The organism is Pseudomonas sp. GM102, from assembly GCF_000282555.1.
Lineage (GTDB): Bacteria > Pseudomonadota > Gammaproteobacteria > Pseudomonadales > Pseudomonadaceae > Aquipseudomonas.
Genome location: NZ_AKJB01000058.1, coordinates 83,657 through 95,990 on the forward strand (window position 1 = coordinate 83,657; position 12,334 = coordinate 95,990).

Consider the following 12,334-nt stretch of genomic DNA (forward strand, 5'->3'; position numbering starts at 1 on the left):
GACCAACAACAATTAGGGGCCACCCCATATGCAAACCTGGCAACAGCTCTACAGCCCGCTCGGCAGTCTCGGCGTGTCCGCACTCGCGGCCGTCATCCCCATCGTATTTTTCTTCCTGGCCTTGGCCGTGTTCCGCCTCAAAGGCCACGTGGCCGGCAGCATCACCCTGGCGCTGTCGATTGCGGTGGCAATCTTCGCGTTCCAGATGCCGGTCGACATGGCCTTCGCGGCAGCCGGATATGGCTTCGCCTACGGCTTGTGGCCGATTGCGTGGATCATCGTGGCAGCGGTGTTCCTGTACAAACTGACGGTCAAGAGTGGTCAGTTCGAAGTGATCCGCAGCTCGGTACTGTCGATCACTGACGACCAGCGCCTGCAAGTGCTGCTGATCGGCTTCTGCTTCGGCGCCTTCCTGGAAGGTGCCGCCGGTTTCGGCGCACCGGTAGCGATTACCGCCGCGCTGCTGGTGGGACTGGGCTTCAATCCGCTGTACGCCGCGGGCCTGTGCCTGATCGCCAACACCGCGCCGGTAGCCTTCGGTGCCTTGGGGATTCCGATCATCGTCGCCGGGCAAGTCACCGGCATCGACGCGTTCAAGATCGGCGCCATGACCGGTCGCCAGCTGCCATTGCTGTCGCTGTTCGTGCCGTTCTGGCTGGTGTTCATGATGGATGGCCTGCGTGGCGTTCGGGAAACCTGGCCGGCGGCGCTGGTAGCTGGTTTAAGCTTTGCCATCACCCAATACTTCACCTCGAACTTCATTGGCCCGGAACTGCCGGACATCACTTCCGCGCTGGCCAGCCTGATTTCCCTGACGTTATTCCTGAAAATCTGGCAGCCAAAACGCGCCGCCGGCCAACACATCGTCGGCGCCGTCTCGGCTTCCGTGGTGTCCAGCGCCGGTGGTTTCGGCCAACCGCGCACCACCGTGGCTTCGCCTTACAGCCTGGGGGAAATTTTCAAAGCCTGGTCGCCGTTCCTGATCCTCACCGTACTGGTCACCATCTGGACGCTGAAACCGTTCAAGGCGATGTTCGCTGCGGGTGGCTCGATGTATAGCTGGGTGTTCAACTTCGCGATCCCGCATCTGGATCAAATGGTGATCAAGGTCGCTCCGATCGTGACCGCCCCGACGGCGATTCCGGCGGTGTTCAAACTCGATCCGATTTCCGCGACCGGCACGGCGATTTTTTTCTCTGCGCTGATCTCGATGCTGGTGCTGAAGATCAATCTAAAAACTGGTATTACCACTTTCAAAGAAACGTTCTACGAGCTGCGCTGGCCGATTTTGTCCATCGGCATGGTGCTGGCCTTCGCCTTCGTCACCAACTACTCGGGCATGTCGTCGACCATGGCGCTGGTACTGGCGGGCACAGGCGCGGCATTCCCGTTCTTCTCGCCGTTCCTCGGCTGGCTGGGCGTTTTCCTGACTGGTTCCGATACTTCGTCCAACGCACTGTTCAGTTCGCTGCAAGCAACCACTGCGCACCAGATCGGCGTCAATGACACCTTGCTGGTGGCGGCAAACACCAGCGGCGGCGTGACCGGCAAGATGATTTCGCCGCAATCGATCGCCGTGGCCTGTGCCGCGACTGGGTTGGTGGGCAAGGAATCGGATCTGTTCCGCTTCACCCTCAAGCACAGCCTATTCTTTGCAACGATCGTCGGCCTGATCACGTTGGCTCAGGCCTACTGGTTCACCGGCATGCTGGTGCACTAAGAACTACACGCGACACGGAAAAAACCGACGCCGGGTTACGCCCCCGGCGTCAGCTATTCACAACCGGGTCTGCAAGGCTGCTGAAAGCTTCCCTCTCTATATTCAGCAGCCTCAGCGGACGGATAACCGGGACCACCCGGAGACACGCCTGATGAGCGAGCTTTTTTACAACGCAGTGCCAAACGCGACCCGCGTCGCCCCGCCACTGTCCGAGCCTCGGCAATACCCTAGCGAAAAACCGTCACGGGTCTACCTGTTCGGGACCTGCGTGGTGGATCTGTTCTACCCGGAAGCCGGGATGGACGCGATCCACCTGCTGGAACGCGAAGGCATTCGTGTCGACTACCCGCAAGGGCAAAGCTGCTGCGGGCAACCGGCCTACACCTCGGGTTACACCGAACAGGCCCGGACCGTGGCGCGCTCGCAACTGGCGCTGTTTGCCGGCGATTATCCGGTGGTGGTGCCGTCGGGGTCTTGTGCGGGCATGTTGCGCGAACACTACGCCGACTTGTTCAAGGATGAACCGCAAACGCTGAAACAGGTCCAGGCCCTCGCGGCACGGACTTATGAATTGGCGGAGTTCCTGCTGTTTGTCTGCAAGGTGCAGCTCAAGGACAGCGGCGAGCCGGTCAAGGTGGCGTTGCACACGTCGTGCTCGGCACGCCGTGAAATGAACACCCACCTGCACGGCCGTGAGTTGTTGGCGCAGCTAAGCAACGTGGAGCGAGTCGACCACAGCCACGAAAGTGAATGCTGTGGCTTTGGTGGGACTTTCAGCGTCCGTATGCCAGATATTTCCGGCGCGATGGTGGCTGACAAGACCCGGTCGTTGAAGGAATCCGGTGCGCACAAGGTACTCAGTGCCGACTGCGGTTGCCTGATGAACATCAATGGCTCGCTGGAGAAACAGCAGGAAGCGTTGCGCGGTCAGCACCTGGCCAGTTTCCTGTGGCAGCGTACCGGAGGTGCCCGATGAGCACTTCCACGATTATTCCTACGGTTGCCGTAGAAGAAGATTTTCGTGCCCGGGCTCACAAGGCGTTGGCTGACACGCAACTGCGAAACAACTTTCGCAGTGCGATGGATTCACTGATGAGCAAACGGGCAGCGTCCTTCAGCGATGCCCATGAAAGAGAACATTTGCGAGTGCTGGGCAATGCTGTCCGCGCCCGTGCTTTATCCAAGTTGCCCGACCTGCTCGAGCAACTTGAACAGAACCTGACCCGCAACGGTGTGACAGTGCACTGGGCGGAAACGGTGGACGAAGCCAATGGCATCGTCCTCTCGATCATCCGCGCTCACGAGGGGCGGCAAGTGATCAAGGGCAAATCGATGGTCAGCGAAGAGATGGAGATGAACCATGTCCTCGCGGCTCAAGGCATTGAATGCCTGGAGTCGGACATGGGCGAATTCATCGTCCAGCTCGACCACGAGAAGCCTTCACACATCATTATGCCGGCGATCCACAAGAATGCCGGTCAGGTCGCGTCCTTGTTCCACGACAAACTTGGCGTGGAGTACACCAAGGACGTTGACCAACTCATTCAGATCGGTCGCAAGGTCTTGCGGCAGAAGTTCTTCGAAGCGGACATCGGCGTCTCCGGCGTCAACTTCGCCGTGGCAGAAACCGGCACCTTGCTGTTGGTGGAAAACGAAGGCAACGGGCGCATGACCACCACCGTGCCGCCGGTGCACATCGCCGTCACCGGAATCGAAAAAGTCGTGGAAAACTTGCGCGATGTGGTGCCGCTGCTATCACTGCTGACCCGTTCAGCCCTCGGCCAACCGATCACCACCTACGTCAACATGATCTCCGGGCCGCGCAAGGAACATGAACTCGACGGCCCGCAGGAAGTGCACCTGGTGTTGCTCGACAACGGTCGCAGCCAGGCGTTTGCCGACAGCGAATTGCGCCAGACCCTGAACTGCATCCGCTGCGGCGCCTGTATGAATCATTGCCCGGTCTACACCCGAATCGGCGGCCATGCCTATGGGGAGGTTTACCCTGGGCCTATCGGAAAAATCATCACCCCGCACATGGTCGGCCTGGCGAAAGTCCCCGACCACCCGAGCGCGTCTTCGTTATGCGGTGCTTGCGGTGAAGTCTGCCCGGTAAAAATTCCGATCCCCGCATTGCTGCGTCGCCTACGGGAAGAGAACGTCAAAGCACCGGACAGTCCGCATCAAGTGATGCGCGGTCAGGGCAGCAAGTACTCGCGCAAGGAACGGTTTATCTGGAACGCCTGGGCGAAGCTCAATAGCTCGCCAACGCTCTATCGCCTGTTCGGCTTCTTCGCCACCCGCCTGCGAGCGCTGACGCCGAGCAACGTCGGCCCGTGGACCCAGAACCACAGCGCACCGAAACCCGCGGCCCGCTCACTGCATGACATGGCCCGCGAGCATCTGGCCAAACAGGGAGACCGCTGATGAGCGCCAAGCAAAATATCCTCGCCAAATTGCGCACCAGTCTGACAGGTACCACGCCGGTGCCTGACAACTTCGATGTCGAATTGGTGACCGAGCCCTACACCTACGCGCCAGAACAACGCATAGCGCAGCTGCGCAAACTGATGGAAGCGGTGCACACCGAAATTCATCTGACGTCCAGAGATGGCTGGCCCGAATTGCTGGCGCGACTGCTGCAGGACCGCCAGTTGCCGAGCCTGTTGATTGCGCCGACGACACCCCACGGTCAACGCATCACCCAGCATTGGGCGAAAAATCCTGGCCTGCCAGCACTCAAAGCCTACGACCGTCCGGTCGAGGAGTGGAAAGCCGAGTTGTTCAACGACACCCCGGCCAGCCTGACCACCACCCTCGGCGCAATCGCCGCGACAGGTAGCCTGATTCTCTGGCCGACGCGAGAAGAACCGCGCCTGATGAGCCTGGTGCCGCCGGTGCATTTTGCCTTGCTCAAGGCCAGTGAAATCCGCGACAACTTCTATCAGGTGCAGCAGGAGTTCGAATGGGCTCAAGACATGCCGACCAACGCCTTGCTGGTGTCCGGCCCGTCGAAGACTGCCGACATCGAGCAAGTATTGGCTTACGGCGCCCACGGCCCGAAAGACCTGGTCGTTCTGATCCTGGAGGACCAATGAGTCTACCGGCAGCTTTCCTGCGAGATGCACAGCAACTGATTCCTCAGGCACGACGTTTCGACGATCCGCTGTCGACCTTGGCCTTCGGCACCGACGCCAGTTTCTACCGGCTGGTTCCGAAACTGGTGATCCGCGTCGAGTCCGAAGATGAAGTGGTGGCGCTGCTCAAACTGGCGCAACGGGATAAAGTCCCGGTGACCTTCCGCGCAGCCGGCACCAGCCTGTCTGGCCAGGCCATCAGCGATTCGGTGCTGATCGTGCTGGGCGATAACTGGAACGGTCGCGAGATTCGCGGGCAAGGAACACAGATCCGCCTGCAACCGGGCGTGATCGGTGCTCAGGCCAACGCCTGGCTGGCACCGTTCGGACGCAAGATCGGACCAGACCCGGCATCGATCAACGCCTGCAAAATCGGTGGCATCGTCGCCAACAATGCCAGTGGCATGTGCTGCGGAACAGCGCAGAACACCTATCACACATTGGCCGGCATTCGCCTGGTATTGGCTGATGGCAGCCGTCTCGATACCGAAGATGCCGCCAGTGTGATGGCCTTCCGTGAGAGCCACGCCGAGTTGCTGGAACAACTGGCGACTTTGGGCCGCGAGACCCGCGCAAACACTGAATTGGCTGCGAAAATTCGCCACAAATACCGTCTGAAAAATACCACCGGGCTGTCACTCAATGCGCTGGTGGATTTCGACGAGCCTGTGGATATCTTGAGCCACTTGCTGGTGGGCTCCGAAGGCACGCTCGGGTTCATCAGCGCAGTGACCTATGACACGGTAATCGACCACCCGAACAAGGCGTCGGCACTGATCGTGTTCCCCGACGTAGAAACCTGCTGCAACGCCGTCACCGTGCTGAAAAGCCAACCCGTATCGGCGGTGGAATTGCTGGACCGCCGCAGCCTGCGCTCGGTGCAGGACAAGCCCGGCATGCCGGCTTTCGTACAGCACCTGTCGACCAATGCCTGCGCCCTGCTGATCGAATCCCGCGCCGCTTCGTCCTCTTTGCTCCAGGAACAGCTGACACAAATCATGGCTGCGCTGACTGGGTTCCCGGTAGAGAAGCAAGTCGACTTCACCGAAGACCCGGTGGAAAACGCCCGGCTCTGGGCGATCCGCAAGGACACCTTCCCTGCCGTCGGCGCGGTGCGCAAAACCGGCACCACGGTGATCATCGAAGACGTCACCTTCCCGGTGGAACAACTGGCCATCGGCGTCAACCGCCTGATCGAGCTGTTCGACAAACATCACTACGACGAAGCAATCCTTTTCGGACACGCCCTGGAAGGCAATCTGCACTTCGTCTTCACCCAAGGCTTCAACAGCGCGCAAGAAGTCGCACGCTACCAGGCGTTCATGGACGACGTGGCGCAGTTGGTGGCCGTTGAATTCGGCGGTTCGCTGAAGGCTGAACACGGCACCGGTCGCAACATGGCGCCCTTTGTCGAACTGGAATGGGGCAGCGACGCTTACCAGTTGATGTGGCAGCTCAAACGCCTGCTCGACCCTAATGGCATTCTCAACCCGGACGTGGTGCTCAGCGACGATCCACAGATCCACCTCAAGCATCTGAAGCCACTGCCCGCAGCCGATGAGATTGTGGATAAGTGCATCGAGTGCGGTTTCTGCGAACCGGTGTGCCCGTCGAAAGGCCTGACATTGAGCCCACGCCAGCGCATCGTGATCTGGCGAGATATCCAGGCCAAGAAGCGCGCAGGCGTCAACACCACCGAGCTCGAAGCTGCGTACGAATACCAAGGCATCGACACCTGCGCCGCCACTGGCCTGTGTGCGCAACGTTGCCCTGTAGGAATCAACACTGGCGAACTGGTGAAAAAACTCCGCAGCCGTCAGGCAACGCATACGAAAACCGCTAACTGGATTGAAGGAAATTTCGCCACCGCGTTGCAAGGCGCGCGCTTCACTCTGCACGTCGCCAACGGTGCGCGGATGCTGTTGGGGGCGCCACGCTTGGCAAAACTTTCGGCATCGCTGACGCGGTTGTCCAAAGGTCAGGTTCCGCAATGGACCAACGCCATGCCGCAACCGGAAAGGGCCATTCGCTTCAGCCCGACGGTGTCGGACGAGCGGCCTCGAGTGGTGTACCTGGCAGCCTGCGTGTCGCGGGTCATGGGCCCGGCGGCGGGTGATAAAGAGCAAATGTCGTTGTACGAAAAGACCCGTGGCTTGTTGGAAAAGGGCGGTTACCAGGTAGTTTTTCCGGACAATCAGGACAACCTCTGCTGCGGCCAGCCATTCGCTTCCAAGGGTTACGCCGAACAAGCCGAACACAAGCGCCAGGAACTGATCGGCGCGCTGCTGCACGCCAGCCGCGGCGGGCTCGACCCGATCTATTGCGACACCAGCCCCTGCACCTTGCGGCTGGTTCAGGACCTGGGCGATGTGCGGCTGGACCTGTACGACCCGGTGCGTTTCATCCGCACCCACTTGATGGATCGTCTCGATTTCACCCCTCAGGAAGCGCCAATCGCGGTGCATGTCACGTGCAGCACTCAGCATCTGGGCGAGAGCCAGGCGTTGATCGATCTTGCGCGCAAGTGCAGTAAAAACGTGGTCATCCCGGAAGGCATTCACTGCTGCGGTTTTGCCGGAGACAAGGGCTTCACCACCCCGGAATTGAATGCTCATTCGTTGCGCACGCTCAAGGACGCGGTACAGCAATGCAGCGAAGGGATTTCCACCAGCCGCACCTGTGAGATTGGTCTGACGCAACATGGCGGAATTGACTACCACGGGTTGGTCTATCTGGTGGATCGGGTAACCCAGGCCAGGGCGACCTGAAGAAAAATAGAACCCTGACGCACCGTCGCAGTCCACCGATCAAGTCCCGCAAACGCGGGACCTTTCCAAAAATTGGCAGCCCGTCCTGATGGCCAGTGAAATCTGGCCCCTTAGGTCAAGGAGATACCCATGAAACGCTCAGTGCTGTTAGGTCTGTTCGTTACTGCCTCAATGCTGGCCTCCTCCTCGTTTGCCGCCAGCGATGATCTCTGTGCAACCAACCTGCAAGCCATCGCCAACGCCAAGACCCAGACCCTGGCGCCGGAAATGAGTGCGCGCGTCGAGGCAAGTGTCCAGCAGGCCAAGGCCTACCAGGCGCAAAACACCGAGGAAGGCACCAAAAAATGCATCTCCGAAACCACTCAAACCCTGCAGGAGATCCAGAACGCGGGCAAAGGTGATAAAGGCTAAGCCCTACTGAAGGCCAACCTTCGGGTTGGCCTTCAGATCCCTAAGCTTGCGGAGCATCAGGCGTTTCTTGTCCCTTTTTCGCACCCGCCTCCCAGAAAAATCTTTCACCCCATCGCCAGCAAAAACAGAACCCTTGCACGCCATCACAGTCCATTTGTTAAGCCCCAATCAGCGTGGCCCAATCCCCCCCCCCGTTCCAGGAGATACCCATGAAGCGTTCCGCCCTGGCTGGACTGCTCATCGCTGCAACAATGCTGGCCTCCTCCGCGTACGCCTCAAACGATAGCGATCAATGCGTAATGAAGCTGCAGGAAGTTAACAGCAAGCTGTCCAGCGCTGCCACGCTGGACGCCGCCACCAAAGGTGTCGTCATCACCAAAGCCGAACAAGCCAAGGCCGCCCACGCCGCCAATAATGACAAAGAGTGTGTATCCCTGACGCAGCAGGCGCTTCAGGACATTCAAAGCCACGCGCACGGTCAGTAGAGCCTGACCAGAGCCAATCCAGCATTGGCCCTGACACGCAAGCACGGACAGAAGGTCGACTCGCCGCGCGCATTGGCGTACACTGCGCTTGCCTGCTGGTTACACACAGCAGGTTCGGGGCCGTTTAGGATTCGACGCCGGTTGCGAAACTTTAGGTGCATGCCGAGTTGGTAACAGAACTCGTAAATCCACTGTTGCAACTTTCTATAGTTGCCAATGACGAAACCTACGGGGAATACGCTCTCGCTGCGTAAGCAGCCTTAGCCCTTCCCTCCTGGTACCTTCGGGTCCAGCAATCATCAGGGGATGTCTGTAAACCCAAAGTGATTGTCATATAGAACAGAATCGCCGTGCAGTACGTTGTGGACGAAGCGGCTAAAACTTACACAACTCGCCCAAAGCACCCTGCCCGTCGGGTCGCTGAGGGTTAACTTAATAGACACGGCTACGCATGTAGTACCGACAGCGGAGTACTGGCGGACGGGGGTTCAAATCCCCCCGGCTCCACCAATCCGAAAACGACAAAGCCCGCCAAGTGCGGGCTTTGTTGCATCTGGGGTTTGGTAAATTGCGGCCACCCGCATCCCCCCGTAGGAGCGAGGCTTGCCCGCGAAGAGGCCCGCAAAGCATCATCACGTTGCGTCTTTGGACCGGAGCAAAAATTCTGTGAACGGATTTGAACGACGTCATCCTAGGAAATTTCCCGCAATCCGTAGCGACTTCCATGAACTGGTGAACATAGTTTTTAGAAGATAATCTTCACTCTTCGCAGCAACCCTGCGGACGGTTTTGACAGGCCGAAATAGCGTAAGGACCCCAAAATCAATGGAACGCCCTTATGAAAAAGACCACCCGAAATCCACATGAGAACCCGGCTACTTCAGAGTCGGAAGAACTCGACCTGACCCAACTCTCCAAAGCCACCCAACGCGCCGTCAGCGCCCGCTTGCGCGACCCGAAACAGCCCGATCCCGTGAGCCATATTTTCACCATTCTCCCCGACGTCGACACACCCACCCTGCTCGCTCATGCCAGTGAAACCCTTGCCTCCATGAACGTCATGACCACCGATCTGGCCGACCAGCTCGAAGGCTCGCATCGCAACGTGGCATTGGCGATTCAGCAACTGGCCGTGCTGGCTGAGATGTTGATCAACCGAGCGCTGGATAACCTCGACTCGCCCACACCGGCGGTCACGCCCGTCTGCCACTGAGTGATCACGCTCGTTGATCGAATGGAGGTTTTGTCATGGATCGATACATGCCGGTCACCGGCATCGACTGCACCATTGCGTCGCTGCTGATCGACACCGAAGCACCGCTGGACGTGTTGCATGAAACGGCGGCGTACCGCATCCGCACGGCGACTCAATTGCTGGAGAGTTTCGCGGTGAACGAAGGCGTTCACAGCGAGCTGGCGCGGGTATTGGTGACTTCGCTGCGCGATGGCTGCGATTTGCTGGATGTGGTTGGGCGAAGGTTACAGATGCAGGTTTCGGCGTTGTAACGAAGCCAGCATAGGAAATTGCCGCTACCCCAACACAAAAAGGCACCTGACGAAAATATCGCAGGTGCCTTTTTTTGGATTTGAGCGGGTAGAGATGTGCTGAACGCTTGAGCGTCGGAGGTCAGGGAAGTAAAACCGCTCAAGAATCGCTGAAACGCCGCTAACCAGTGAGATATCTCACTTATTTTTTTGCCCGTTTTCACTTAGCGCACATTCAAATTTAAGATAATGTTTAGCGTATGCCAAGCGTAGACCGTTAATTACGGGCGTTTCTAGGCACTCCTTCAAGATAATCTTTCGGCCGTTTTGAGATATTTTCCATATGCCTACGTTTATCCATCACGACCTTGAGCTTCTCAATCCATCCTTCGACTCGGATCTAGTTGATGTCCTGAGCGAGCTAGAACACCTAAGGCGTCTGAGGCTTGAGGGCGACACACCTCCGCAGGTGTTCTATCAGCTCAAATCGCTTTTTCACACTCTTGAAAGCCTTGGCTCTGCTCGTATCGAGGGCAATCATACGACCTTGGCTGACTATATAGAGAGCAAGGTGGAAGGCACGGCACAGGATACAGATCAATTACGCGAAGTGGCCAACATTGAAAAAGCAATGGATTACATCGAGCAAGTCATGGAGCTCGGCGTCCCTCTGACAGAGCAGACAATCAGAGAGTTGCATGCAATGACCGTAAGTGATCTGCAAAGAGAGGGTGACAAAACGCCTGGAGCTTACCGCGGTGGAGCCGTTCGCATATCCCAATCTGAGCACCTGCCTCCCGATTTCATCCAGGTCCAAGCTTATATGCAGGAACTGGTAGAGTTCGTGAATCGCGAAGACTCTCCAAAATATGACCTCATGAAGGTTGCACTGGCACATCACAGATTTGGATGGATACACCCTTTCGGCAACGGTAACGGTCGGGTGGTAAGGCTGCTCACCTACGCTCTCCTAATGAAATACGGATTCAACGTGAGCACAGGAGGAAGGGTATTGAATCCTACAGCCGTGTTTTGCAACGACCGTGAACGATATTACTCAATGCTTGCTACCGCCGACAAAGGTACAAAGGAAGGCTTGGAGGAGTGGTGTACATATGTGCTTGAAGGTATTCGCGACGAGCTAGAAAAGGTAGGTCGCCTTACTAAATACTCCTATCTCACCAAGTATATTCTCGTTCCTGCCGTCGCCTTTGCAAGGGAGAGAGAGTGGATCACCGAGACAGAAGAGTCGGTGTTGTCGATTGCAATAAAATCGAAAGTTGTGAAGTCGGCCGATGTGGCAGCCGTACTTCCCAATCAGTCGAGCAATCAAAGAACATATCTGATCAAAAAGCTTGTCGATCAAGGAATGCTCCTTCCACTTAATCCTGGAGCCAGACAGTACACAATCGGGTTTTCAAACAATTACCTGATCCGAGGCGTAATCAAGTCTCTGAGAGAACAGGGTTTCATACCCGAACCGCTGGAGAATCCTTAATTTTTCGCATCTCCCGCCCGTGATATGCAAAGCCCAATGTTTCTCACAAAAGATACCTGACGAGCATATCGCAGGTGCCTTTTGGGGATTGAGCGGCATTAGATGACTCAACAATAGGTTTCATAATCTGTAACTTACTGTCGACTCAGCGGACGCAGAGCAGCCACACTTTCGCCCTTGTGTAAAAAAAGGATTTCTCTGACAGATTAGAACCACGTCATCCTGGGAAATTTCCCGCAACCCGTAGCGACTCCCATGAACTGGCGAACAAGGTTTCCGGACGATAGTCTTCACGCTTCGCTGCAAACCCTGCGGACGGTTTTGACAAGCCGAAACAGCGTAAGGATCCCTAACCTCATGGAACGCCCTTATGAAAAAAATCACCCTGCATTTAGTTGAAAATCCGGCCACTTCAGAGCCTGAAACTCTCGACCCAACCCAACGTCCCCAAGCCACCGAACGCGCCGTCAGCGCCCGCCGTCGCAACCTGAACAGAAACATCTTCAGCGTCCGCCCCGACGTTGACACGCTCACCCTGCTCTCTCATGCCAGTGAAACCCTGGCGTCCCTCAACGTCATGACTCTGGACTTTGCCAACCGACTCGATGGACCACAGCGCAATGTGGCGCTGGCGCTTCAGCAGTTGACGATGCTGACCGAGCTTTTGGTCAACCGAGCGCGGGATAACCTTGATCCGAACGCGTCGGTGGCCGCAGACAAGCCTCCTGTCCTTCACTGAGTGATCACGCTCGTTGATTGAGCGACGGCTGCAGACGCAGATTTCGGCGTAGAAAAGCAAAATGGGCGGCCTCATTGAGGTCGCCCATTTT

11 protein-coding genes and 1 other RNA gene are annotated in these 12,334 nt (G+C 57.5%); all 12 read left to right on the forward strand.

From position 1 onward, the window contains the following. Nucleotides 1-28: 28 nt before the first annotated feature. The 12 genes from PMI18_RS15400 (at nucleotide 29) to PMI18_RS15350 (ending at nucleotide 12,243) form a co-directional block, all read left to right on the forward strand. Complete coding sequence (locus PMI18_RS15400; protein WP_007900553.1) at nucleotides 29-1,720, forward strand: lactate permease LctP family transporter; 1,692 nt, start codon at nucleotides 29-31, stop codon at nucleotides 1,718-1,720. Nucleotides 1,721-1,871: 151 nt separating this feature from the next. Then, nucleotides 1,872-2,696 (forward strand): (Fe-S)-binding protein, encoded by an 825-nt coding sequence (locus PMI18_RS15395; protein WP_007900554.1) that lies wholly within the window; start codon nucleotides 1,872-1,874, stop codon nucleotides 2,694-2,696. After that, nucleotides 2,693-4,147 carry a LutB/LldF family L-lactate oxidation iron-sulfur protein gene (locus tag PMI18_RS15390; protein ID WP_007900556.1) on the forward strand — a complete coding sequence of 485 codons (1,455 nt, stop codon included), beginning with the start codon at nucleotides 2,693-2,695 and terminating at the stop codon, nucleotides 4,145-4,147. The genes PMI18_RS15395 and PMI18_RS15390 overlap by 4 nt, the downstream gene beginning before the upstream one ends. Continuing rightward, complete coding sequence (locus PMI18_RS15385) at nucleotides 4,147-4,818, forward strand: LutC/YkgG family protein (RefSeq protein WP_007900557.1); 672 nt, start codon at nucleotides 4,147-4,149, stop codon at nucleotides 4,816-4,818. The genes PMI18_RS15390 and PMI18_RS15385 overlap by 1 nt, the downstream gene beginning before the upstream one ends. Then, a complete protein-coding gene (locus PMI18_RS15380; protein WP_007900558.1) occupies nucleotides 4,815-7,625 on the forward strand; it encodes an FAD-binding and (Fe-S)-binding domain-containing protein in 2,811 nt (936 codons plus the stop codon). The genes PMI18_RS15385 and PMI18_RS15380 overlap by 4 nt, the downstream gene beginning before the upstream one ends. A gap of 129 nt (nucleotides 7,626-7,754) precedes the next feature. Beyond that, entirely contained in the window at nucleotides 7,755-8,036 is a 282-nt protein-coding gene (locus PMI18_RS15375; RefSeq protein WP_007900560.1) for a hypothetical protein, read from the forward strand. A gap of 209 nt (nucleotides 8,037-8,245) precedes the next feature. Then, nucleotides 8,246-8,521: a hypothetical protein gene (locus tag PMI18_RS15370; RefSeq protein WP_007900562.1), complete on the forward strand. Its 276-nt coding sequence runs from the start codon at nucleotides 8,246-8,248 to the stop codon at nucleotides 8,519-8,521. A 116-nt stretch (nucleotides 8,522-8,637) separates the two neighbouring features. Then, nucleotides 8,638-9,031, forward strand: a transfer-messenger RNA (tmRNA) gene (ssrA, locus tag PMI18_RS30340). Nucleotides 9,032-9,359: 328 nt separating this feature from the next. Then, entirely contained in the window at nucleotides 9,360-9,734 is a 375-nt protein-coding gene (locus PMI18_RS15365) for a DUF6124 family protein (protein ID WP_007900565.1), read from the forward strand. A 35-nt stretch (nucleotides 9,735-9,769) separates the two neighbouring features. After that, nucleotides 9,770-10,027, forward strand: a complete 258-nt coding sequence (locus PMI18_RS15360; RefSeq protein WP_007900566.1) for a hypothetical protein — start codon at nucleotides 9,770-9,772, stop codon at nucleotides 10,025-10,027. A gap of 322 nt (nucleotides 10,028-10,349) precedes the next feature. Next, nucleotides 10,350-11,504: a Fic family protein gene (locus PMI18_RS15355; RefSeq protein WP_007900568.1), complete on the forward strand. Its 1,155-nt coding sequence runs from the start codon at nucleotides 10,350-10,352 to the stop codon at nucleotides 11,502-11,504. 370 nt (nucleotides 11,505-11,874) lie between these two features. Further along, entirely contained in the window at nucleotides 11,875-12,243 is a 369-nt protein-coding gene (locus PMI18_RS15350; protein ID WP_007900569.1) for a DUF6124 family protein, read from the forward strand. Nucleotides 12,244-12,334: the final 91 nt, after the last annotated feature.